Below are 22,721 nucleotides of genomic sequence, written 5' to 3'. Positions count from 1 at the left end.
CCACCCGATCCGACGGACCGTCACGGCGACGCGCCGTCCCGCGGGGGCCATTCCACCGGAACGGCCCCCGCGATCCGTTTCCTGCGGCCATGATGGGGGGCATGGCGGGCCTGGAGAGCAGGGAACAACCACGGCAGGGCGGCGTGCCCGCCGCCCGGTGGGCACCGACCCCGGAGGACGAGGAAGCCCTCGAGGCGATGGCCCGGTACGGCAACCCGGCGGAGGTCGACGTCCGGCTGGACTCGCTGCCGGAGTCGGCCAGGATCGCCCGCCGGATGACCCGCTACGTGGTGCTCCGGCAGTGGGGGCTCGGCCCGACCCTCGCCGAGCACGCGGTCCTGCTCGTCTCCGAACTGGTCGGCAACGCGGTCCGGCACACCGGCGCCCGGGTCTTCGTGCTGCGCGCCCAGCGACGTCCGGGCCGGATCCGGATCGAGGTCCGCGACCCCTCGCGCGGCCTGCCCTGTCTGATGCCGGTGGCCGAGCTCGACGTCAGCGGCCGGGGCCTCTTCCTCGTCGACAAGCTCTCCGACCGGTGGGGCGCGGACCTCGGGCCGCGCGGCAAGACGACCTGGTTCGAGATGCGGGTCACCGACCGCTGAACGCACGGAAGCCCCCGTGCGCCGTGGTGGGGCTGCTGGGGGCTTCCGTGTGATGCGCCGTGGACGGGGGGGTGTATCCACGGCCGCAGAGGCGACCTGGCCCGGGTCAATGGGGGTCGTGTCATCGACTATGACAGATGGCGGGCCACCCCGCCAAACGCCCATATCGCCATCAACGCGGACATTGATGCACGTTTTAACTGTGAATCGTTGGTGACGTGCAGCACCCGCCTTGCAAACTGTGAATGGCTATGCGGTTCATCGGTTGTTTCCCTCGATCATCCACATGCTGGACGGCCGGGGCGTGGCCTAGAGCGCGGTGAGCAGCGCCTCCGACGCCACCGGCCGGTACCCCGACGCCTGGAAGGTCCGCACGCTCCGCGCGTTGCCCGGCGACTGCTGCGCCCACACCACGGAATCCGGCGTCAGGTGCCGCGCCGCCGTCGCCAGCGCCCGGCCGAGCCCCCGGTGCCGCACGTCCTCGTCCACCTCGACCGCCGCCTCCATGCGTCCGGCCACCCCGCGCCCCAGGATCAGCACGCCGCCGTCCGCCGCCCACACCCGGACCTCGTCCCGGTACTTCAGCGCCCGCGCCACCCGCGGATGCTCCGGATCCTCGATCTCCCGCAGCTGCACCGGCGGCGGGCCCGGCAGGGCGCCGGCGACCGTCAGCAGGTCGACGGTGTTCATCCGCCGGCCGGTCCGCGCCATCAGCCGCACCAGGAAGCCCGGGTTCATGCTCGCCGCGAGCGGATCGCTCCCGGTCGCGGCCAGCTCCGCCCGCACCCACTCCGGATCGACGTCGGCGAAGACCACCGAGTGGGCCGTGAAGGCCAGCACCCCGGCGTCCCGCGCGTCCGGCTGCGGGACCACCGTCGTCCCGCCGTCCATGGCGGGGAACTCCCCGCGCGCCGCCGCCTCCAGTATCCGTCTCACGTCACCGCTCATACCGCCATCATCGGCCACCCGCCCGGCCAGCTAATCTGACCCCCGTCAGAACAGCACCGAGAAGGGGCGGAAGCAGTGGCGGACATCGAGTCGGCACGCACGGCATTCAACCGGTACGACGTGGACGGGGACGGCTTCATCACCGCCGCGGAGTACAAGAGCGTCATGGCCCAGCTGGGTGACTTCAACGTCACCGAGACGGTGGCCGAGGCCCTCATCAAGCAGCGCGACGACAACGGCGACGGCCGTCTGTCGTGGGACGAGTTCTGGTCCCACCTCAGCAAGGCGTGACCCGGGCCTGACCGGTCCACGGGGCCGGGCCGGGCGGCGTTCACCCTGAGTTGCCGCCCGCCCCGGGCTCGGTGACGATCGTCCGGTGACGCTTCCCGGACCCCTCGGCACCCCGAACCGTCCGACCGCCGCGGCCGTCGCCGCCGCCACGGTCCTCGCCGCCGTCCTCGCCGTCGCCCTCCTCGGCGCCGGCCTCGCCCGCGCGGGCACCGGCGAGCTGCGCATACCCGCGGCCGGCGCGACCACCCTCCTCAGGGTGTTCCTCCTGGCCGGCCTCGCCCTCGCCGCCGGCGAACTCGCCGGCACCCGGCTCGCCGGCCCCGGCCCGCTGCCGCGCCCGCTGGCCGTCCCCGGCGCCCTGCTCGCCGCGGCCGCCTCCACCGGCCTCCTGCTGCTCCTCGCCGCCGTCAGCGGCCTGAGTCTCCCCGTCGTCTACGGGCTCCGCGAGGGCCGGCTGCTGCTCGTCACCGCCAACGCCTGCCTGCTCGCCGCGGTCTGCGCCGCCTCCCGCCGCCCGGCCCTGGCCGCCCTCCCGCTCGCCGCCGCGATCGTCGCCGAGGCGCTGCGCGCCCACCCCGAGACCGCCGGCTTCGGCGTCGGCACCGGACTCACCGTCGTCCACCTCACCGCCGCCTCGCTCTGGACCGGCGCGCTGCTGCACGTCCTGCGGGTGCTGCGGCTGCGCGGCGGCGGGCGCGAGGTGTTCCTGCGGTACGCCCGCATGGCCGCCTGCGTCTTCGCGGCCCTCGTCGTCACCGGCACCGCGTCCACGCTGCGCCGGCTGCCGCCCGAGGTCGTGCTCTCCACCGCGTACGGCCGGGTCCTGCTGGTGAAGCTCGCCCTCTTCGGCGGGGCCGGCCTGCTGGCCCTGGCGGCCCGCTCCCGGCTGCTGTCCGGCGCCGACGCGCGGCCCCCGGCCCGGGTGGAACTCTCCGTGCTCGCCGTGATCGTGGCGCTCTCCGCGCTGCTCACGGTGGTGCCGGACCCGCGCTGGCCGCTCTTCTGACGGTCAGTCGCGCGCCACGAGCACGGCGGTGCCGAACAGCGCCAGGGCCGCAGGGAGCCCCACGGCGGCCCGTACGGCCTCCGCGGAGGTCCCGGCGGCAGTCAGGGCCGCGCCGAGCACCGCCAGGGCCGTCAGGACGGCCGCCGCCCAGCCGTACTGCCGCTGGTCGTAGAGCCGGGCCAGCGGGAAGAAGTGCAGGCCGACGGCGAGGCAGATCCCGACCGGGATCCACTCCGGGCGCCCGGCCGCGTTCGAGCCCGCGACGACGCCCACGATCGCGGCCGCCTCGGCCGCGTTCACGATCCCGATCCCGCGGTTCCACCGCTCCGGCAGCCGCACGGGCCGGTTCACCGCGCCCGCCGTGCCCCGGAACCCGGCGGCCAGCGTCGCGACCGCCAGGACCGCCCCCAGCACCCCGACGACCACCGGGCCGGGGGCCGGCAGCCCGGAGCCGCCCGCCAGCGCCCACACCGTCCCGAAGACGGAGAGCACGACGACCCCGCGGCGGCGCAGGGTGCGGGTCAGGGCGAGGCATTCGGCATCCGTGGTCACGGTCATGGCCGGACCCTACCGACGGAATCCGGCCGGGTCCCGGGTTTCCGGACATCCGTACGAGGGATTGGCCTAGACCTATTGCCCGGGTCATGCCGCGCCGATACGTTTCCCCCGGCTGCGCAGCCGGCACGAACAGCACGGCACCATCCCGCACCGCATCGCATCGTTCATTTCAGGAGGACATGCCATGTACCGTCGCGCCGCCGCCGCACTCGCCACCGCGGCCACCGCCGGGGCCCTCGCCCTCGGCGCCGCCGGCACCGCCGAGGCCGCGGGCCCCGGCTTCTACCCGCGCAGCCACCACTCCTCGTACGCCGAGTGCCAGGCCGCCGGCCAGGCCGGAGAGGCGTTCTGGGGCAAGATCTACTTCTGTGAGCCCTTCACCTCCACCCGCCCGGACGTCATCGTCCTCTGGGTCCGCTACTGACCCGCACGCCCCCTGACCCACGACGGAACGGCCGGTCCCGTGGGGGCGGGACCGGCCGTTCCGTCACGTGCGCGCGCGTGCGCTCAGCACTCGATGATGTTCACCGCGAGACCGCCGCGGGCGGTCTCCTTGTACTTCACGCTCATGTCGGCGCCCGTCTCCTTCATGGTCTTGATGACCTTGTCGAGGGAGACCAGGTGGCTGCCGTCGCCGCGCATCGACATCTTCGCCGCCGTGACGGCCTTGACCGCCGCCATGCCGTTCCGCTCGATGCACGGGATCTGCACCAGGCCGCCGACCGGGTCGCAGGTCAGGCCCAGGTTGTGCTCCATGCCGATCTCGGCCGCGTTCTCCACCTGCTCGGGGGAGCCGCCCAGGACCTCGGCGAGGGCGCCCGCCGCCATCGAGCAGGCCGAGCCGACCTCGCCCTGGCAGCCGACCTCGGCGCCGGAGATCGAGGCGTTCTCCTTGAAGAGCATGCCGACCGCGCCCGCCGCGAGCAGGAAGCGGACGATGCCGTCCTCGTCGGCCCCGGGGACGAAGTTCATGTAGTAGTGCAGGACGGCGGGGATGATGCCGGCCGCGCCGTTCGTCGGGGCGGTGACCACCCGGCCGCCCGCGGCGTTCTCCTCGTTCACCGCCATCGCGTAGAGAGTGATCCACTCCATCGCGTGCGCCTTCGGGTCGCCCTCGGAGCGCAGCTTGCGGGCGGAGGTCGCGGCCCGGCGGCGGACCTTCAGACCGCCCGGCAGGATGCCCTCGCGGGACATGCCGCGCGAGACGCAGGCCTGCATGACCCGCCAGATCTCCAGCAGGCCCGCGCGGATCTCGTCCTCGGTCCGCCAGGCCTTCTCGTTCTCCAGCATCAGGGAGGAGATCGACAGCCCGGTCTCCTTGGCGAGGCGGAGCAGCTCGTCACCGGTGCGGAAGGGGTACTTCAGGACGGTGTCGTCCGGGATGATCGGGTTCTCGCCGGCCACCGCGTCCTCGTCCACGACGAAGCCGCCGCCGACCGAGTAGTACGTCTTCTCCAGGACGAGCCCGCCCTCGGCGTCGTACGCGAAGACCGTCATGCCGTTGGCGTGGTACGGGAGCGCCTTGCGCCGGTGCAGGACCAGGTCGTCGTCGAAGGAGAACGGGATCTCGTGCGCGCCGAGCAGGTTGATCCGTCCGCTCGCCTTGATCCGCTCGAACTCCTCGTCGGCGTGCTCCACGTCGACCGTGCGGGGCGAGTTGCCCTCCAGGCCGAGGAGGACCGCCTTCGGGGTGCCGTGGCCGTGGCCGGTCGCGCCCAGCGAGCCGTACAGCTCCGCCCGGACCTTCGCCGTGCCGGCGAGCAGGCCCTCGTTCTTCAGCCGGCGCGCGAACATCCGGGCCGCGCGCATCGGGCCCACCGTGTGGGAGCTGGACGGGCCGATGCCGATCGAGAACAGGTCGAAGACCGAGATGGCCACGGGGGACTCCTTGTGGGGCTAGACGCCGTTGTCTGCCGGGGTGGTGCAGAAACAAGCAGGAAGAGGCGGTGCGGGGGACGCGGGACAAAGGGTCGGGGCACCGCGCTCACTGTCCAGTGTGCGCGGTGCCCCGGAGCTTCGTACGAATAAAAGCGTACGAAATTACTTCAGGCCGGGGTACAGCGGGTGCTTGTCGGCCAGCGCGGTCACGCGGGCCTTCAGCGCCTCGGCCTTCTCGCCGTCGAAGCCCGGCTTGAGCGTCTCGGCGATGATGTCGGCGACCTCGGCGAAGTCCTCGGCCGTGAAGCCGCGGGTGGCGAGGGCCGGCGTGCCGATGCGCAGACCGGAGGTGACCATCGGCGGGCGCGGGTCGTTCGGAACGGCGTTCCGGTTGACCGTGATGCCGACCTCGTGGAGCCGGTCCTCGGCCTGCTGGCCGTCGAGCTCGGAGTTCCGCAGGTCCACCAGGACCAGGTGCACGTCCGTGCCGCCGGACAGGACCGAGACGCCGTGGGCGGTGACGTCGTCCTGGACCAGGCGCTCGGCCAGCGCGCGGGCGCCGTCCAGGGTGCGCTGCTGGCGCTCCTTGAACTCCTCCGAGGCCGCGACCTTGAAGGAGACGGCCTTGGCCGCGATCACGTGCTCCAGCGGGCCGCCCTGGAAGCCGGGGAAGACCGAGGAGTTCAGCTTCTTCGCGAACTCCTTCTTCGCCAGGATGATGCCGCCGCGCGGGCCGCCGAGCGTCTTGTGCGTGGTGGAGGTCACCACGTCCGCGTACTCGACCGGGTTCGGGTGCAGACCGGCCGCGACCAGGCCCGCGAAGTGGGCCATGTCGACCCACAGGTACGCCTCGACCTCGTCGGCGATCCGGCGGAACTCCGCGAAGTCCAGCTGGCGCGGGTACGCCGACCAGCCGGCGATGATCACCTTCGGGCGGTGCTCCTTGGCGAGGCGCTCGACCTCGGCCATGTCGACCAGGCCGGCCTCGTCCACGTGGTACGCGACCACGTCGAACTGCTTGCCCGAGAAGTTCAGGCGCATGCCGTGGGTCAGGTGACCGCCGTGCGCCAGGTCGAGACCGAGGATCGTGTCGCCCGGCTGGGCGATCGCGAAGAGCGCGGCCTGGTTGGCGGAGGCGCCGGAGTGCGGCTGCACGTTGGCGTACTCGGCGCCGAACAGGTCCTTGATCCGGTCGATCGCGATCTGCTCGGCCACGTCGACGTGCTCGCAGCCGCCGTAGTAGCGGCGGCCCGGGTAGCCCTCGGCGTACTTGTTGGTGAGGACGGAGCCCTGGGCCTCCATGACCGCGACCGGAGCGAAGTTCTCCGAGGCGATCATCTCGAGGGTGGACTGCTGGCGGCGGAGCTCGGCGTCGACGGCGGCGGCGACGTCCGGGTCCAGCTCGTGGAGGGGAGTGTTCAGAAGCGACATGAAGCGATCCCTAGGGGGTCTCGGTCAGCCTGCGGTGAAGGCGGTGTACTCGTCGGCGGAGAGCAGGTCGTCCTGCTCGGCCGTGAGGCGCACCTTGAACAGCCAGCCGCCCTCGAACGGAGCGGAGTTCACCAGCGACGGGTCGTCCACGACGTCCTGGTTCGCCTCGACGACCTCACCCGTCACCGGGGAGTACAGCTCGCTCACGGACTTGGTCGACTCCAGCTCGCCGCACTCCTCGCCCGCGGTGACGGTGGCGCCGACCTCGGGGAGCTGGACGTACACGATGTCGCCGAGCGCGTTCGCCGCGTGCTCGGTGATGCCGACGGTCGCGACGCCGTCAACGGCGTCCGTCAGCCACTCGTGCTCCTTGCTGTAGCGAAGCTGCTGGGGGTTGCTCATGACCTGATTCTCCTGGATCGGGGGAGTACTGATGTACGTGGGTCTTGCGGGGTGAGACGCCGGACGAGACGGATGCGTCACTTCTGGCGCTTGTAGAACGGCAGCGCCACGACCTCGTAGGGCTCGTGGGTGCCGCGGATGTCCACACCTACACCCGCGGTGCCGGGCGCGGCGTGCGCCGCGTCGACGTACGCCATCGCGATCGGCTTCCCGAGGGTCGGGGACGGCGCGCCCGAGGTGATCTCGCCGACGACCTCGCCGCCGGCGACGACCTGGAAGCCGGCGCGCGGGACGCGGCGGCCCTCGGCGACCAGGCCGACCAGCTTGCGCGGCGGGGCGGTCTCGGCGCGCCCGGCGGCGGCCTCCAGCGCCTCGCGCCCGACGAAGTCGCCCGGCTTCTCGAACTTCACGACCCGGCCCAGGCCCGCGTCGAAGGGGGTGAGGGCGGTGGTCAGCTCGTGGCCGTACAGCGGCATGCCCGCCTCCAGGCGGAGCGTGTCGCGGCAGGACAGGCCGCAGGGGATCAGGCCGACGCCCGCGCCCGCCTCGGTCAGCGCCTTCCAGACGCCCTCCGCGTGCTCCGGCTTCAGGAACAGCTCGAAGCCGTCCTCGCCGGTGTAGCCGGTCCGGGCGATCAGGGCCGGCACGCCGGCGACCGTGCCGGGCAGGCCGGCGTAGTACTTCAGCCCGTCCAGGTCGGCGTCGGTGACCGACTTCAGGATGCCGGGGGACTCCGGGCCCTGGACCGCGATCAGGGCGTAGGCGTCGCGGTCGTCGCGGACCTCGGCGTCGAAGCCTTCGGACCGGGCCACGAGCGCGTCCAGCACGATCTGGGCGTTGGAGGCGTTGGCGACGACCATGTACTCGGTCTCGCCGAGGCGGTAGACGATCAGGTCGTCGAGGATGCCGCCGTCCTCCTGGCAGATCATCGTGTAGCGGGCGCGGCCGTTGCCCACCGTGGAGATGTTGCCGACCAGCGCGTAGTCCAGCAGGTCGACGGCCTGCGGGCCGGTGACCGTGATCTCGCCCATGTGGGAGAGGTCGAAGAGGCCGGCCCGGGTGCGGACGGCGTTGTGCTCGTCGCGCTCACTGGCGTACCGCAGCGGCATGTCCCAGCCCGCGAAGTCGGTCATGGTCGCGCCCAGCGAACGATGCAGGGCATCGAGGGCGGTCAGGCGGGGGGCAGTGCTCATGGAAGGTGGCTCCCGGGTCCCAAGGGCGTGATCGGTGACGAAAACACATGACGGGCGAGGACGTCCTCCCCATCTGTCATGGAACCTGAGAGGTTCACCGGGGGCATCCCCGGCTTGCACCTTGGGTGGGGACACAGGGGTGTCCCGCTTTTCAGATCTGCCTCATCCACGCGGTACGGGGCCTGAGAGATTCAAGGGAGGGTCTTGCTCCTTCGGCGCCCGGACGGCCGAGGCCGTCCGGAACTCTCCCGCGCGGATTCGAGCGGCCGGTATGCGGTTGTGGGGCGCTGCTCGCGCCTGGCGCGCACATCATCGCACGCGGTGTCGGCGCCGCAAATCGCTTGTCTCGGATTACCGTTTCTTTACACTTCGTGGGCAAGGGTCTCCGTGAGGTCTCCCGGTACGCCTCCCGGGGTCCCGACAGGGGGAGAGCAGCGATGAGGATCCAGCACACCGGCGTCTTCGCCGGCGACGCCATACCGGCCCAGCGGGCCCGCGCCCGGACCCGCGGGCGCGGGCGCGTCGTGCGGGACCTGCGCGAGCGGGGAGGGCGCGGCCCGCGCGCCCTCACCTTCGCCGCCGGCGACGTCGTGGTCGTCTCCGGCCTGCCCGGCAGCGGCAAGTCCACCCTGCTGCGGCGGGCCGCCGAGGGCCGCGGCATCGACTCGCAGGACGCCCGGGAGCGCTGGGAGGCCCGGATGCCCCGCCTCCTGCCGTACGCCCTCTACCGCCCGCTGGTCCGGATCGCGCACTACGCCGGGCTGTACCGGGCCCTGCGCTCCGGCGCCGGGGTCGTCGTCCACGACTGCGGCACCCAGTCCTGGGTCCGCGGCTGGCTCGCCCGCTCCGCCGCCCGGCGCGGCCGCGCCCTCCACCTGGTCCTCCTCGACGTCGATCCGGACACCGCGCGGGACGGCCAGCGCGAGCGGGGCCGGGGGGTGTCGGCGTACGCCTTCGCCCGGCACCGCAGGGCCGTCGGCCGGCTCGTCGGCGCGGTCGAGTCGGGCCGGCTGCCGCGCGGCTGCGCCTCCGCCACCCTCCTCGACCGGGACGCCGCGACCGCCCTGCGCCGCATCGGCTTCCGCACCCCGGCGTGAGGTCCGCCCACCGGGTTCTGGTCACAGCCGGGGCGGGGCGGCGTTAGGGTGCTGCGGGACGGCCGGGACCAGGGCCGTACGAGAAGGGGACGGAACCACCGTGGACGTGACGTGGCCGGGCAACGAGCTGGAGGAGGCGCTGGCCGCCGCGCTCGGGCAGCCCGCGGCCGGAGGCCGGCTCATCGAGGTGCTCGGCCGCAGCCCCGTCTGGGTCCCGCTGCCCAACGGCGGCGGACCCGACAGCCCCGACCTGGACCTCGCCACCATGGAGATCGGCGGGGCGGCCTACGTCCCCGTCTACAGCTCCCAGGAGCAGTTCCTCGCCTGCGTCGGCGACCACATGTCCTTCACCGTCGCCCCCGCCCGTGACTTCGCCCGCGGTCTGCCCCCGCAGCTCGGCATCGCCGTGAACCCCGGCGGGGTCGTCGGCGTCCCGCTGCCCCCGCCCGCCGTCGCCGAGCTCTGCCGGGTCGGCCGCACCGCCCTCGACGGGCCCGCGAGCGGCGGCCGGGTCCGGCTCTTCGAGCCCGACTGGCAGGACGACCCGGTCGACTTCCTCGCCGCGGCCGGCGCCGAGTTCGACGCCACCGGCGTCGTCGCCACCGCCCGCCGCGCCCTCGCCAGCGTCGAGGGCACCGAACCGGCCCTCTTCGTCGGCGTCCAGCTCACCGGCTGGGACGGCGTCGACCGCAACGCCCCGCTGGACGCGCTGGGCCGCGCCCTCGGCCGCGTCGAGGTCGCCTGGCCGGTCAACCTGATCCTCCTCGACATGGCCGCCGACCCCGTCGGAGACTGGATGCTGGAGCGGGTGCGCCCCTTCTACCAGCGCACGGGCCACTGACCCACAGATCCGAAGAACCACCGAGCCGTACGAGACAGACAGAGGGGCGGGACCCAGGGTGAGCGCGTCAGGCAGCGCCGCGACCGGAGAGGTCGAGCACATGCTGCGCCAGGTGGCGCCCGGACGCTACGACGCGTACGAGGGCCTGCTGCACGCCCTGGCCGACGGCGAGCTGTACATGCTGCTCTGGCAGGGGAACCCGGGCTCGCCCGACGCCCAGTACGGCAACATGGAGGTCGACGGGCACGGGTACGCGCCCTGCGTCACCTCCCCCGGCGAACTCGCCGCCTCCGGCTGGCACCGCGCCCACGAGCGCGTCACCGGCCGCGAGATCGCCCGCGCCCTCTACCCCGAGCGCTGGGGCGTCTGGCTCAACCCGCACGCCCCGGGCGGCGGCGTCGGCATCCCCTGGACCGATCTGCGCCGGATCGCCACCGGTCTCGACCGGATGCCCGCCGGGCCGCTCCGGCTCTCCGAACCCGCCCTGGAGATCCCGCAGTTCTACGCCCACCTCACCCAGAACGCGCACCGGACCCCGGCCGTCCGCTCGCTGCGCCGCGGCTGGGTGCAGCCCGCGCTCGGCACCCCGTACCTGGTCATCGGCCTCGACCTGTACGACGGTTCGGCCGCCGCCGTCGACGAGGTGCGGGCGATGATGCGCCAGTCGATCGGCTCCGTGCCCGAGGGGCTGCCCGTCTCGACGGTCGCGCTCTCCGACGCGTACGACCCGGTGGCGCTCTGGCTGAAGGCCCACGCCCGCCCCTTCTACGACCGCGACGCACACGGCGCGCCGTCCCACCATGCGGGATCCCACCGTCCGGGATACGGCTACCCGCCGGCGCGGCACCGCTGACGCCCGCTTCGCCCCCTTTCCCCGCCCTGGCCGAAATGGCTTGCCAGGGCGGGGTTTTGCGTCCACCTGGTCCCGCTCCCGCCGCCGATGTCCGGCATCCGCCCGTTTTGGTGAGTGTCCGGGTCTCAGGTTGGTATCACCGCTATGCGGACTGTTCTCTGCCGCGTCACTCGCCAGTAGCGTTCGGCCGGTCAAGACCACACATGGCGACCCAGGGGTGGACCCATGCGCATACTCAATTCCCGGTCGACCCGGGCTCTGACGGCGGCCATCACGGTCGGCCTCATCGCCACGGGCTGCGCGAGCGACCGGGACAAGGACGAGAACAAGTCCGGAGCCAAGGACACCTTCGTGTTCGGCGCCCCGGGCGACCCGGCCTCCCTCGACCCGGCCCTCGCGAGCGACGGCGAGACCTTCCGGGTCACCCGTCAGGCGTTCGAGGCGCTCCTGGAGCACGAGCCCGGCGGCAGCAAGCTGGTGGGCGGGCTCGCCGAGAAGTGGTCGAGCAACCCCGAGGGCACCGTCTGGACCTTCAACCTCCGCAAGGGCGTGAAGTTCCACGACGGCGAGACCTTCGACGCGAAGGCGGTCTGCGCCAACTACGACTACTGGTTCAACTGGAAGGGCACCTACCAGTCGAGCGCGGTCTCGTACTACTGGCAGACCATCATGGGCGGCTTCAAGGCCAACGAGGACAAGGAGACGCCCAAGGCGAACTACAAGTCCTGCACGGTCAAGGACGACGCCACGGCCGTCATCGAGGTCTTCGAGCCCTCCGCCAACCTGCCCGGCGGCTTCTCCCTGAACGCCCTCGCGATCCACTCGCCGAAGGCGATCCAGGAGTACGCGAAGCAGCAGGTCACCGAGGCCGGCGACGCCATCACGTACCCCAAGTACAGCCAGGAGGCCGGCACGGTCGCCGGCACCGGCCCGTACAAGATCACGAAGTGGAACAAGGGCAACAAGGAAGTCGCCCTGGAGCGCTTCGACGACTACTGGGGCGACAAGGCCAAGGTCAAGAACCTGGTCTTCCGCACGATCGACACCGAGGAGGGCCGCCGCCAGGCGCTCCAGGCCGGTGACATCGACGGCTACGACCTGGTCGCGCCCGCCGACATCAAGACCCTCGAGTCCGCGGGCTTCCAGGTCCCGACCCGTGACGTCTTCAACCTGCTCTACCTCGGCATGACGCAGGAGGCCAACCCGGCGCTGAAGAAGCCCGAGGTCCGCCAGGCCATCGCGCACGCCGTCGACCGCGAGAACATCGTCAAGACCCAGCTGCCCGAGGGCGGCAAGGTCGCCACGCAGTTCATGCCCGACACCGTCGCCGGCTACTCGGACAAGGTGAAGCAGTACCCGTTCGACACCGCCAAGGCCAAGACGCTCCTCGCCGGCGCCGGCGCGAGCGGCCTGACGGTCGACTTCTGCTACCCGACCGAGGTCACCCGCCCGTACATGCCCGCCCCGCAGGACATCTTCGAGCTGGTCAAGGCCGACCTCGAGAAGGCCGGCATCAAGGTCAACCCGAAGCCGAAGAAGTGGAACCCGGACTACGTCGACGCGGTGGAGAAGGGCGGCTGCGCCCTCCACATGCTCGGCTGGACCGGTGACTTCAACGACGGCTACAACTTCATCGGCACCTGGTTCGCCGGGTACGACAAGCAGTGGGGCTTCAAGGACGACAAGGTCTTCAACGCGGTGAAGGCCGGCTCGCTCCAGGGCGACCCGACCAAGCGCACGGACCTCTACAAGGCCGCCAACGAGGCGATCATGGAGTACCTGCCCGGTCTCCCGCTGACCTCCTCCCCGCCGGCCATCGCGTTCGGCAAGAACGTGGTCCCGCCGAAGGTCTCCCCGCTGACGCAGGAGAACTTCGCCGAGGTCTCCTTCAAGTAACACCCCCGTAAGCGGTCCGCCCGGTCACGCGCTCCTGCCGTGACCGGGCGTCCGCGCATCCACCCTCCACACGCAAGAAAGGGGCACGCGGGGTGTTGCGACTCGTCGTACGACGACTTCTCCAGCTCATACCCACCCTGCTCGGCCTGTCGGTTCTGCTGTTCATCTGGCTGAACCGACTGCCCGGCGGACCCGCCTCAGCGATCCTGGGCGAGCGGGCGACCGAAGCCGATGTGGCGCGCATCAACCGCGCGCTGGGTCTCGACCAGCCGATCTACGTCCAGTACGGACGCTTCCTCAAGCGCCTCCTCGACCTCGACCTGGGCACCTCGGTGCAGACCGGACAGCCCGTCTGGGACGAGTTCGTGCTGCGCTTCCCCGCCACGGTCGAACTCAGCGTCGCGGCCATGCTCATCGCCACCGTCGTGGGCATCCCCCTCGGCTACCTCGCCGCCCGCAAGCGCGGCGGCTGGATCGACGTGGCCTCCGTCTCCGGCTCGCTCGTCGGCATCTGCATCCCGGTCTTCTTCCTGGCGCAGCTGCTCAAGGGCGCCTTCGGCGAGATCTTCGGCACCTTCGGCCGCCAGTCCACCGGCATCGACGCCACCAGCGTCACCGGCTTCGCCGTCCTCGACGGCCTGCTCACCGGCGAGTTCGACGCCGCCTGGGACGCCCTCATGCACCTGGTGCTGCCCGGCATCGCCCTGGCCACCATCCCGCTCGCCGTCATCGTCCGGATGACCCGCGCCAGCGTCCTGGAGGTCCTCGGCGAGGACTACGTCCGCACCGCCGAGTCCAAGGGCCTGGAGCGCAAGGTCGTCCGCGGCCGGCACGTCCTGCGCAACGCGCTGCTCCCCGTCGTCACCGCCGTCGGCCTGCTCACCGGCAGCCTGCTCTCCGGCGCGGTGCTCACCGAGTCCGTCTTCACCTTCGGCGGCATCGGCTCCTTCATCAGGACCGCCATCGACGCCCGCGACTACCCGGTGCTGGTCGGCTTCATCATGTTCATCGCCATGATCTACGTGCTGATCAACATGCTCGTCGACCTCGCCTACAGCGTCATCGACCCGAGGGTGCGGGTGCACTGATGAGTCTGATCACCACCACTTCGAAGATCGACCGGCTCGCCCAGCTCACGGCGAAGACCGAGACGGCCAGCGGCGCCAGCCTGTGGCGCGAGGCGATGCGCCGGATGCGCGCCAGCAAGATGGCGATCATCGGCGCCGTGATCATCGCCGCGTTCGTCCTGCTGGCGATCATCGGCCCGTGGATCGCCCCGTACGGCCCCACCGAGCAGACCTGGCGCGGCGAGGTCTTCTCCAACCGCGGCGAGTTCGTCGGCGCCCGCGCCGAGAACTGGTTCGGCCTCGACCACCTCGGCCGCGACCTGTTCTCCCGGATGCTCGTCGGCGCCCGCCAGACGCTGCTCGTCGGCGTCGTCTCCATGCTCATCGGCCTGCTGATCGGCGCCGTGGTCGGCATCGTGTCCGGCGCGGCGGCCACCCTCGGCGGGAAGGCCGGCCGGCGGATCGACGACGGCATCATGCGCGTCACCGACATCCTGCTCGCGCTGCCCTCGCTGCTCCTCGCCGTCTCCGTCGCCGCCGTGATGGGCCAGTCGCTCACCACCGTGATGATCGCCGTCGGCGTCGTGCAGATCCCGGTCTTCGCCCGTCTGCTGCGCGGCTCGATGCTCGCCCAGGGCGGCAGCGACTACGTGCTCGCGGCCCGCTCGCTCGGCATCCGCAAGCGGCGGATCGTGCTCACCCAGATCCTGCCGAACTCGCTGAGCCCGGTGATCGTCCAGGCGACGCTCAGCCTCGCCACCGCCATCATCGAGGCCGCCGCCCTCTCCTACCTCGGACTCGGCAACCCCGACCCCGCGGTCCCGGAGTGGGGCGTCATGCTCTCCCAGGCCCAGCGCTTCTTCGACAACGAGCCGATGATGTCCATGTACCCGGCGGTCGGCATCGTCATCACCGCCCTCGGCTTCACCCTGCTCGGCGAGGCCATGCGCGAAGCCCTCGACCCGAAGCTGCGAGGCTGACATGCCCCTCCTCACCGTGGACGAACTCACCGTCACCTTCGGCGGCCGCGGCCGCAAGGACGTCCGGGCGGTCAACGGCGTCTCCTTCTCGGTCGACCAGGGCCAGGTCGTCGGCCTCGTCGGCGAGTCGGGCTGCGGCAAGTCCGTGACCTCGCTCGCCCTCATGGGCCTGCTGCCCGCCAAGGGCGTCACCCTCGGCGGCCGCGCCGAGCTCGACGGCACCGACCTGCTGAAGCTCTCCCCGTCGAAGATGCGCGACCTGCGCGGGCGCGACATGGCGATGATCTTCCAGGACCCGCTGTCCTCGCTGAACCCGGTCGTCCCCATCGGCGTCCAGGTCACCGAGATCCTCCAGCGCCACCGCGGCCTGAAGGGCGAGGCCGCCCGCAAGGAGGCCGCGCACCTGCTCGACCGGGTCGGCATCCCCGACCCGGACCGGCGCCTCAAGGAGTACCCGCACCAGCTCTCCGGCGGCATGCGGCAGCGCGCGCTCATCGCCATGGCGGTGGCCTGCGCCCCCCGTCTGCTGATCGCCGACGAGCCGACCACCGCGCTCGACGTCACCATCCAGGCCCAGATCCTCGAACTGCTCAAGGAACTGGTCGACCAGCAGGGCACCGCGCTGCTGATGATCACCCACGACCTGGGTGTCGTCGCCGGCCTCTGCGACGAGGTGAACGTCCTCTACGCGGGCAAGGTCGTCGAATCGGCCGCCCGGCGCGAGCTGTTCGCCCACCCGACGCACCCGTACACCCACGGCCTGCTCGGCTCCATCCCCCGGCTCGACGCCCCGCGCGGCGAACCGCTCCACCCGATCCGCGGGTCCATCAACGACCAGATCGCCTGGGCCGACGGCTGCGCCTTCGCCCCGCGCTGCGACCGGTACGAGATGGAGTGCCTCACCGGCACGCCCGAACTGACCGAACCGCGCGCGGCCGGCCACCGCGCCCGCTGCGCGAACCCGGTCCTCGCCACGACGGAGGTACCGGCATGAGCCTGCTCGAACTCGACGGCGTGAAGGTCCACTTCCCCGTCAAGAAGGGCATCCTCTTCGACCGCACCGTCGGCCACGTCTACGCCGTGGACGGCATCTCGCTCAAGGTCGAGGCGGGCCAGACCTACGGCCTGGTCGGCGAGTCGGGCTGCGGCAAGACCACGCTCGGGCGGGCCGTGCTGCGCCTCGTGGACGTCACCGACGGCTCCGTCGTCCTCGACGGCACCGACGTGGCCAAGCTGCCGGAGAAGGAGCTGCGCTCCTTCCGCCGCCGGCTCCAGATGGTCTTCCAGGACCCGCTGGGCAGCCTCAACCCGCGCCAGAACATCGAGTCGATCCTCAGCGAGGGCATGGCCGCGCACGGCATCGGCGCGAACCAGGAGGAGCGGCGGGAGAGGATCCGGGAGATCCTCGCCAAGGTGGGCCTGCCCGCCAACAGCCTCTCCCGCTACCCGCACGAGTTCTCCGGCGGCCAGCGCCAGCGCATCGGCATCGCCCGCGCGCTGGTCCTGGAGCCGGACCTCATCATCTGCGACGAGCCGGTCTCCGCGCTCGACGTCTCCATCCAGGCGCAGGTCATCAACCTGCTGGAGGAGCTCCAGGAGTCGATGGGCCTGACCTACCTGGTCATCGCCCACGACCTCGCCGTCGTCCGGCACATCTCGGACGTCATCGGCGTGATGTACCTCGGCTCCCTGGTGGAGGAGGCGCCGAGCGACACGCTGTACGAGGAGCCCCTGCACCCGTACACCCGGGCGCTCATGTCCGCGGTGCCCGTCCCCGACCCGGAGGTCGAGGAGCGGCGCGAGCGGATCCTCCTCCACGGCGACCTGCCCTCCCCGGCGAACCCGCCGGCGGGCTGCCGCTTCCACACCCGCTGCCCCTGGGCGCAGGACCGCTGCGGCAAGGAGCGCCCGGAGCTCACGGACGCGGGCGGCGGCCACAAGGTGGCCTGCCACTTCACCCGCGAGATCCAGGACGGCACGCTCGCCCCGGCGGGCGGCTCCGAGGCCGTGGTGATCCCGGCACAGGCGGAGCCCCCGGCGGCCGAGTCGGAGCCGGAGACCTCGGAGACGGAGGCCTCGGAGACGGAGGCCCCGGAGGCGGAGGCCCCGGAGGCGGAGGCGCCGGAGGGCGAGGCCCCCAAGTCGGAGGCTCCCAAGCCGGAGGCGCCCGAGGCCGAGGCCTCCAAGGCCGGGGCCTCCAAGGCGGAGGCCCCGGAGTCCGACGAGGCCCCCCAGGGCAAGTAGGACACGTGGGTCAGGGCCCGGTCGCCGTGGTGCGGCCGGGCCCTTTCCGCGCGCACGGCACAATTGGCCGGTGCTCCACGATCTGTTCAGCCCGTCGGTCCAACACACGCTCGACCTCATCGGCATCTTCGTCTTCGCCATCTCCGGCGCCCTCCTCGGCGTCCGGAAGAACTTCGACGTCTTCGGGATGGCCGTGCTCGCCGAGGTCACCGCGCTCGGCGGCGGTCTGCTCCGCGACCTGATCATCGGGGCCGTGCCCCCGGCCGCCTTCACCGACCTCGGCTACTTCGTCATGCCGCTGGTCGCCACGGTCCTCGTCTTCTTCCTCCACCCGGAGGTGGAGCGCACCCAGACCGCCGTGAACGTCTTCGACGCGGCCGGCCTCGGCCTCTTCTGCGTGACCGGGACGACGAAGGCGTACGACTACGGGCTCGGCCTCACCTCCTCGGCGGCGCTCGGCCTCGCCACGGCCGTCGGCGGCGGCGTGCTGCGCGACGTGCTGGCCAACGAGGTGCCGTCCCTGCTCCGCTGGGACCGCGACCTCTACGCCGTGCCCGCGATCGTCGGCGCCACCATGGTCGTCCTCTGCATCCGCTTCGAGATCCTGAACGCCTTCACCAGCGGCACCGCCGTGCTCACCGCCTTCCTCCTGCGGCTGCTCGCGATGCGCTACCACTGGCGGGCGCCGCGCGCCTGGAACCGCCGTTCGTCCGCCAGCGAGGAGCCCGAAAAAGCTACCGCTCAGTAGTTTCCTGCTGTACCGTCGGCCGTATGAGCACGAGCACCGAGACGAGCCCCGCCGCCGAGGCCGCGGCGCTCAGCGAGTTCGACCGGGACACCGCCGTCACCCCGCGCGAGCCCGGGGTCTACGACGCCGACCTCTCGGCGGGCTGGACGATCATCCACGCCGTCAACGGCGGCTACCTCCTCGCCCTGCTCGGCCGCGCCCTCGGCGACCACCTGCCGCACCCCGACCCCTTCACCATCTCGGCGCACTACCTCACGCCGTCGGTGCCGGGCCCCGCGGTCATCCGGACCGAGACCGTCCGCACCGGCCGGACCCTCTCCACCGGCACCGCCTCCCTCTACCAGTACGCCGAGGACGGCACCGAGGTCGAGCGGATCCGCGTCCTCGCCTCCTACGGCGACCTCGACGCCCTCACGGACGACGTCCGCACCAGCGCGGTGCCGCCCGCCTTCGCCCCGATCGACCAGTGCTTCAGCGCCTCCGACGGCCCGGCGCCGCCGATCCCCGGCTCCTCCGCCATCACCGACCGGCTGGACCTCCGCCTCGACCCCGCCTGCGTCGGCTGGGCGATCGGCGCCCCCTCCGGCAAGGGCGAGATGCGGGCCTGGTTCGGCCTCGCCGACGGACGCGAGCCCGACGCGCTCTCCCTCCTGCTCGCCGTCGACGCCCTGCCGCCGACCTCCTTCGAGCTCGGCCTCAAGGGCTGGACGCCGACCGTGGAGCTCACCACCCACGTCCGCTGCCGCCCGGCACCCGGCCCGCTGCGGGTCTCCATCACCACCCGCAACCTCGCCGGCGGCTTCCTGGAGGAGGACGCCGAGGTCTGGGACAGCGCCGGCCGGCTCGTCGCCCAGTCCCGCCAGCTCGCCCGCGCCCCGCGCGGCTGAGCCGGTACGCCCCCGGCGGCACGGCCCGCACCGGCCGTGCCGCCGGAGTCCGGGCCGACGGGCCGAAGGCGTCCGGACCGGCCGGACGACCGGTCCGGGGCGGGCGCGTAGGGGAGTCCTCCAGGCGGGCTCGTAGAATCGACCCACCATGGCTTACCTCGACCACGCCGCGACCACGCCCATGCTGCCCGAGGCGATCGAGGCGATGACCGCCCAGCTCGCCGTCACGGGCAACGCCTCGTCCCTGCACGCGGCGGGACGCCGCGCCCGGCGGACCGTCGAGGAGGGCCGCGAGACCCTCGCCGCCGCGCTCGGCGCCCGCCCCAGCGAGGTGGTCTTCACCTCCGGCGGCACCGAGGCCGACAACCTCGCCGTGAAGGGCCTCTACTGGTCCCGCCGCGCCGCCGACCCGCGCCGCACCCGCGTCCTCGCCAGCCCCGTCGAGCACCACGCCGTCCTCGACGCCGTCGACTGGCTCGCCACCCACGAGGGCGCCGACGTCGAGTACCTGCCGGTCGACGCGTACGGCAGGGTCCACCCCGAGGCGCTGCGCGAGGCGATCGCCCGCGACCCGGAGTCCGTCGCCCTCGCCACCGTGATGTGGGCCAACAACGAGATCGGCACCGTCATGCCGGTCCGCGCGCTCGCCGACGCCGCCGCCGGGTTCGGCGTCCCGCTGCACGCCGACGCCGTCCAGGCCGTCGGACAGCTCCCCGTCGACTTCGCCGCCTCCGGCCTCGCCGCCATGACCGTCTCCGGCCACAAGATCGGCGGCCCGTACGGCATCGGCGCCCTGCTCCTCGGCCGCGAGCACACCCCCGTCCCCGTGCTGCACGGCGGCGGCCAGGAGCGGCACGTCCGCTCCGGCACCCTCGACGTCCCCGCCGTCGCCGCCTTCGCCACCGCCGCCCGCCTCGCCACCGAGGGGCAGGAGGCATTCGCCCGCGAGATCGGCGCCCTGCGCGACGCGCTCGTCACCGCCGTCCGCACGGCCGTCCCCGACGCGCTCCTCGGCGGCGACCCGGCCGGCCGGCTCCCCGCCAACGCCCACTTCACCTTCCCCGGCTGCGAGGGCGACTCCCTGCTCCTCCTCCTCGACGCCGCCGGCATCGCCTGCTCCACCGGCTCCGCCTGCACCGCCGGCATCGCCCAGCCCAGCCACGTCCTGCTCGCCACCGGCACCGACCCCGACCTGGCCCGCGGCACCCTGCGCTTCTCCCTCGGCCACACCTCCACCGAGGACGACGTGCGGGCCGTCGCCGACGCCATCGGCCCCGCCGTGGACCGCGCCAGGACCGCCGGCCTCAGCTAGACCGGGGCTCCGCCGCCGGGGACGGCTTCGTGAGCTCCCGCCGCACCAGCCCCAGGTACCGGTCCCAGTCCCAGTGCGGGCCGGGATCGGTGTGGTCGGTGCCCTCGACCTCGACGTGCCCGATGATGTGCTCCCGGTCGGCCGGCATGCCGTACCGCCGGCAGATGTCCGCCGTCAGCCGCGCCGACGCCTCGTACATGGCCTTCGTGAAGTCCTGCGGCCGGTCCACGAACCCCTCGTGCTCGATGCCGATGCTCCGCTCGTTCATGTCCCGGTTCCCCGCGTGGTAGGCCACGTCGAGCTCCCGCACCATCTGCGCCACCCGCCCGTCCTTGCCGACCACGTAGTGCGTGGCGGCCTCGTGCAGCGGGTTCTTGAAGACCTTCAGCGCGGTGGCGTAGCTGCCCTGCACCACGTGGATCACCACCCGGTCGATCCGGTAGTCCTCCGGCCGGTCCGCCCGCCGCGAGTTCGCCTGGTGCGCCGCCGTCCACGCGGCCGCCCGGTAGTCCAGCTCCCCGTCGACCCGCGGCTTCTCCATCCACGGCAGCCGCCACCAGGCCCGCGCCAGCTCCTCGCGCGCCAGCACCGCCGTGCCCACCACGGCCGCACCGCCGCCGAGCAGCACGGCCCGCCGGCCGACCCCCCGCTTCTTCCGGTTCTCGCTCCCCATGTTCCCCAGAACGCCGGTCCCGGCCACGCGGTTCCCGCCGCCCCGTACCCTGGTAGGGCTATGACTCAGACCCCGCCCCAGCGCCCCCTCCGCGTCCTCGCCGCCATGTCGGGCGGAGTGGACTCCGCCGTCGCCGCCGCCCGAGCCGTCGAAGCCGGGCACGACGTCACCGGCGTGCACCTCGCGCTCTCCGCGAACCCGCAGTCCTTCCGCACCGGAGCCCGCGGCTGCTGCACGATCGAGGACTCGCGCGACGCGCGCCGGGCCGCCGACGTCATCGGCATCCCCTTCTACGTCTGGGACCTCGCCGAGCGCTTCCGCGCCGACGTCGTGGACGACTTCGTCGCGGAGTACGAGGCCGGCCGCACGCCCAACCCGTGCCTGCGCTGCAACGAGAAGATCAAGTTCGCCGCCCTGCTCGACAAGGCGCTCGCCCTCGGCTTCGACGCCGTCTGCACCGGCCACTACGCCACCGTCGTCCTCACCGAGGACGGCGGCCGCGAGCTGCACCGCGCCTCCGACATGGCCAAGGACCAGTCCTACGTGCTCGGCGTCCTCGACGAGCAGCAGCTCGCCCACGCCCTCTTCCCGCTCGGCGACACCCTCACCACCAAGGACGAGATCCGGGCCGAGGCCGAGCGCCGCGGCCTCGCGGTCGCCAAGAAGCCCGACAGCCACGACATCTGCTTCATCGCCGACGGCGACACCCAGGGCTTCCTCGCGACCCGCCTGGGCAGGGCGGAGGGCGACATCGTCGACGAGTCGGGCACGAAGCTGGGCACGCACGAGGGCGCGTACGGCTTCACCATCGGCCAGCGCAAGGGCCTGCGCATCGGCCACCCGGCCGCGGACGGCAAGCCCCGCTACGTCCTCGACATCTCGCCCGTGAACAACACGGTCACGGTCGGCCCCGCCGAGTCCCTCGACGTCACCGCCCTCACCGCGATCAGGCCCCGCTGGTGCGGCACCGCCCCCGAGGGCCCCGGCCGCTACACCGCCCAGCTCCGCGCCCACGGCGGCGAGACGCCGGTGAGCGCCGCGATGGAGGACGGCGAGCTGCGCGTCACCTTCGACGAGCCCGTCCGGGGCGTGGCCCCCGGCCAGGCGATCGTCCTCTACGACGGCACCCGCGTGGTCGGTTCCGCGACGATCGCGACGACGGTGCGCCGCACGGAGACGGCCCCCGCGTAGCGGGGGCGGCCCGGCTCACACGGGCTCGGCCGACTCCGCGACGTCCGCCACGAACTCCGCGAGGACCGGCGCCAGCACGTGCGGCGCCACCTCGTGGGTCTGGCCCGTCAGCGTCCGGTGCCGGGCCCGGGGCAGCAGCGCCGACAGCTCCCGGGCCGCCCGCCGCACCGGCGCGGGACTCGCGCCCCCGTCGACCACCAGCACGCGCGCGTGGACCTCGGGAAGGGCCCCGAGAGCGTCGTACTCCGGCTCGAAGACCGTCACCGCCGCCACCGGCAGCCCCGCCGCCGCTGCCGCGAGCGCCAGCACGCCCCCCGCCCCGCTGCCGTGCACCGCCGCGCCGGGACCCGCCGCCGCGAGCACCGCCGCCAGGTCCTCGACCTCCCGCTCCACCGCGTCACCGCTCCCGCCGCGCTCCCGGCGGCCGTACACGAACACGGGGAAGCTCCGGGCCAGCAGCCGGGCCAGCGGCGCCTCCCCGTGCCCCGTGCCCGGGGCCCCGCCCACCAGCACCACGGCGGGCCCGTCCGCCGCCCCCGCCCCGTACCGCGCGTACGCGATCGTCGTCCCGTCCCGCGACACGACCGTCTTCACCTCGTCCATGGCAGGGCAGACCGGCGGTC

At 72.8% G+C, this 22,721-nt stretch carries 24 protein-coding genes and 1 riboswitch; of the genes, 16 read left to right on the top strand and 8 right to left on the bottom strand.

From position 1 onward, the window contains the following. Positions 1–101 precede the first annotated feature (101 nt). Positions 102–602 carry an ATP-binding protein gene (locus tag ACF1ED_RS04255; RefSeq protein WP_391756876.1) on the top strand — a complete coding sequence of 167 codons (501 nt, stop codon included), beginning with the start codon at positions 102–104 and terminating at the stop codon, positions 600–602. A gap of 309 nt (positions 603–911) precedes the next feature. Here ACF1ED_RS04255 and ACF1ED_RS04250 read toward each other — a convergent pair whose 3' ends face one another. After that, positions 912–1,550 carry a GNAT family N-acetyltransferase gene (locus tag ACF1ED_RS04250; protein ID WP_391756875.1) on the bottom strand — a complete coding sequence of 213 codons (639 nt, stop codon included), beginning with the start codon at positions 1,548–1,550 and terminating at the stop codon, positions 912–914. 75 nt (positions 1,551–1,625) lie between these two features. Here ACF1ED_RS04250 and ACF1ED_RS04245 point away from each other — a divergent pair, with 75 nt between their 5' ends. After that, on the top strand, positions 1,626–1,841 hold the full coding sequence (locus ACF1ED_RS04245) for an EF-hand domain-containing protein (protein ID WP_015036303.1): 216 nt from the start codon (positions 1,626–1,628) through the stop codon (positions 1,839–1,841). Between the two features lie 85 nt (positions 1,842–1,926). Continuing rightward, positions 1,927–2,847, top strand: coding sequence for a CopD family protein (locus ACF1ED_RS04240; RefSeq protein WP_391756874.1), 921 nt, complete (start codon positions 1,927–1,929; stop codon positions 2,845–2,847). Between the two features lie 3 nt (positions 2,848–2,850). Here the strand turns inward: ACF1ED_RS04240 and ACF1ED_RS04235 are convergent, their stop codons facing one another. Then, positions 2,851–3,405, bottom strand: coding sequence for a DUF7010 family protein (locus tag ACF1ED_RS04235; protein ID WP_391756873.1), 555 nt, complete (start codon positions 3,403–3,405; stop codon positions 2,851–2,853). 184 nt (positions 3,406–3,589) lie between these two features. On the opposite strand from ACF1ED_RS04235, the gene ACF1ED_RS04230 reads away from it, so the two are divergent. Beyond that, positions 3,590–3,829: a hypothetical protein gene (locus ACF1ED_RS04230; RefSeq protein ID WP_391756872.1), complete on the top strand. Its 240-nt coding sequence runs from the start codon at positions 3,590–3,592 to the stop codon at positions 3,827–3,829. A gap of 83 nt (positions 3,830–3,912) precedes the next feature. On the opposite strand, the gene ACF1ED_RS04225 is transcribed toward ACF1ED_RS04230, so the two are convergent. From ACF1ED_RS04225 to gcvT, 4 genes are all read right to left on the bottom strand, one after another. After that, positions 3,913–5,283, bottom strand: a complete 1,371-nt coding sequence (locus tag ACF1ED_RS04225) for an L-serine ammonia-lyase (protein WP_391756871.1) — start codon at positions 5,281–5,283, stop codon at positions 3,913–3,915. Positions 5,284–5,445: 162 nt separating this feature from the next. Then, complete coding sequence (gene glyA, locus ACF1ED_RS04220) at positions 5,446–6,714, bottom strand: serine hydroxymethyltransferase (RefSeq protein ID WP_391756870.1); 1,269 nt, start codon at positions 6,712–6,714, stop codon at positions 5,446–5,448. A gap of 24 nt (positions 6,715–6,738) precedes the next feature. After that, positions 6,739–7,116 carry a glycine cleavage system protein GcvH gene (gene gcvH / locus ACF1ED_RS04215; RefSeq protein WP_391756869.1) on the bottom strand — a complete coding sequence of 126 codons (378 nt, stop codon included), beginning with the start codon at positions 7,114–7,116 and terminating at the stop codon, positions 6,739–6,741. A 77-nt stretch (positions 7,117–7,193) separates the two neighbouring features. Further along, the gene (gene gcvT / locus ACF1ED_RS04210) at positions 7,194–8,309 is read right to left on the bottom strand and encodes a glycine cleavage system aminomethyltransferase GcvT (protein ID WP_391756868.1); all 1,116 of its coding nucleotides are present in this window, start codon (positions 8,307–8,309) and stop codon (positions 7,194–7,196) included. Between the two features lie 161 nt (positions 8,310–8,470). After that, positions 8,471–8,570: riboswitch (glycine riboswitch) on the bottom strand. A 176-nt stretch (positions 8,571–8,746) separates the two neighbouring features. On the opposite strand from gcvT, the gene ACF1ED_RS04205 reads away from it, so the two are divergent. The 11 genes from ACF1ED_RS04205 to ACF1ED_RS04155 all read left to right on the top strand — a co-directional run bounded on the left by ACF1ED_RS04205 (position 8,747) and on the right by ACF1ED_RS04155 (position 20,234). Further along, the gene (locus tag ACF1ED_RS04205; RefSeq protein ID WP_391756867.1) at positions 8,747–9,406 is read left to right on the top strand and encodes an AAA family ATPase; all 660 of its coding nucleotides are present in this window, start codon (positions 8,747–8,749) and stop codon (positions 9,404–9,406) included. A gap of 100 nt (positions 9,407–9,506) precedes the next feature. Then, the gene (locus tag ACF1ED_RS04200) at positions 9,507–10,247 is read left to right on the top strand and encodes an enhanced serine sensitivity protein SseB (protein ID WP_391756866.1); all 741 of its coding nucleotides are present in this window, start codon (positions 9,507–9,509) and stop codon (positions 10,245–10,247) included. A 58-nt stretch (positions 10,248–10,305) separates the two neighbouring features. After that, positions 10,306–11,100, top strand: coding sequence for an enhanced serine sensitivity protein SseB C-terminal domain-containing protein (locus ACF1ED_RS04195; protein WP_391756865.1), 795 nt, complete (start codon positions 10,306–10,308; stop codon positions 11,098–11,100). A 225-nt stretch (positions 11,101–11,325) separates the two neighbouring features. Continuing rightward, positions 11,326–12,996, top strand: coding sequence for an ABC transporter substrate-binding protein (locus ACF1ED_RS04190; RefSeq protein ID WP_391756864.1), 1,671 nt, complete (start codon positions 11,326–11,328; stop codon positions 12,994–12,996). Positions 12,997–13,088: 92 nt separating this feature from the next. Beyond that, positions 13,089–14,084, top strand: coding sequence for an ABC transporter permease (locus tag ACF1ED_RS04185; protein ID WP_391756863.1), 996 nt, complete (start codon positions 13,089–13,091; stop codon positions 14,082–14,084). Continuing rightward, entirely contained in the window at positions 14,084–15,043 is a 960-nt protein-coding gene (locus tag ACF1ED_RS04180) for an ABC transporter permease (protein ID WP_391756862.1), read from the top strand. The genes ACF1ED_RS04185 and ACF1ED_RS04180 overlap by 1 nt, the downstream gene beginning before the upstream one ends. 1 nt (position 15,044) lies before the next feature. After that, positions 15,045–16,037: an ABC transporter ATP-binding protein gene (locus ACF1ED_RS04175; protein WP_391756861.1), complete on the top strand. Its 993-nt coding sequence runs from the start codon at positions 15,045–15,047 to the stop codon at positions 16,035–16,037. Continuing rightward, positions 16,034–17,287, top strand: coding sequence for an ABC transporter ATP-binding protein (locus ACF1ED_RS04170; RefSeq protein WP_391756860.1), 1,254 nt, complete (start codon positions 16,034–16,036; stop codon positions 17,285–17,287). The genes ACF1ED_RS04175 and ACF1ED_RS04170 overlap by 4 nt, the downstream gene beginning before the upstream one ends. Positions 17,288–17,357: 70 nt before the next feature. Then, positions 17,358–18,035, top strand: coding sequence for a trimeric intracellular cation channel family protein (locus ACF1ED_RS04165; RefSeq protein ID WP_391756859.1), 678 nt, complete (start codon positions 17,358–17,360; stop codon positions 18,033–18,035). Positions 18,036–18,058: 23 nt separating this feature from the next. Further along, positions 18,059–18,922, top strand: a complete 864-nt coding sequence (locus ACF1ED_RS04160) for a thioesterase family protein (protein ID WP_391756858.1) — start codon at positions 18,059–18,061, stop codon at positions 18,920–18,922. Between the two features lie 148 nt (positions 18,923–19,070). Further along, complete coding sequence (locus ACF1ED_RS04155; RefSeq protein WP_391756857.1) at positions 19,071–20,234, top strand: cysteine desulfurase family protein; 1,164 nt, start codon at positions 19,071–19,073, stop codon at positions 20,232–20,234. On the opposite strand, the gene ACF1ED_RS04150 is transcribed toward ACF1ED_RS04155, so the two are convergent. After that, positions 20,227–20,907 (bottom strand): N-acetylmuramoyl-L-alanine amidase, encoded by a 681-nt coding sequence (locus tag ACF1ED_RS04150; protein WP_391756856.1) that lies wholly within the window; start codon positions 20,905–20,907, stop codon positions 20,227–20,229. The two genes, ACF1ED_RS04155 and ACF1ED_RS04150, sit on opposite strands and share 8 nt — an antisense overlap. A 60-nt stretch (positions 20,908–20,967) precedes the next feature. Here ACF1ED_RS04150 and mnmA point away from each other — a divergent pair, with 60 nt between their 5' ends. Beyond that, positions 20,968–22,098, top strand: coding sequence for a tRNA 2-thiouridine(34) synthase MnmA (gene mnmA, locus ACF1ED_RS04145; RefSeq protein ID WP_391756855.1), 1,131 nt, complete (start codon positions 20,968–20,970; stop codon positions 22,096–22,098). Between the two features lie 15 nt (positions 22,099–22,113). Here mnmA and ACF1ED_RS04140 read toward each other — a convergent pair whose 3' ends face one another. Next, positions 22,114–22,701 (bottom strand): alpha/beta fold hydrolase, encoded by a 588-nt coding sequence (locus ACF1ED_RS04140; RefSeq protein ID WP_391756854.1) that lies wholly within the window; start codon positions 22,699–22,701, stop codon positions 22,114–22,116. Between the last annotated feature and the right edge of the window lie 20 nt (positions 22,702–22,721).

Source organism: Streptomyces sp. NPDC014656 (assembly GCF_043084305.1).
In the GTDB taxonomy this organism is placed as follows: domain Bacteria; phylum Actinomycetota; class Actinomycetes; order Streptomycetales; family Streptomycetaceae; genus Streptomyces.
This window is presented reverse-complemented; position numbering and strand designations above follow the sequence as displayed.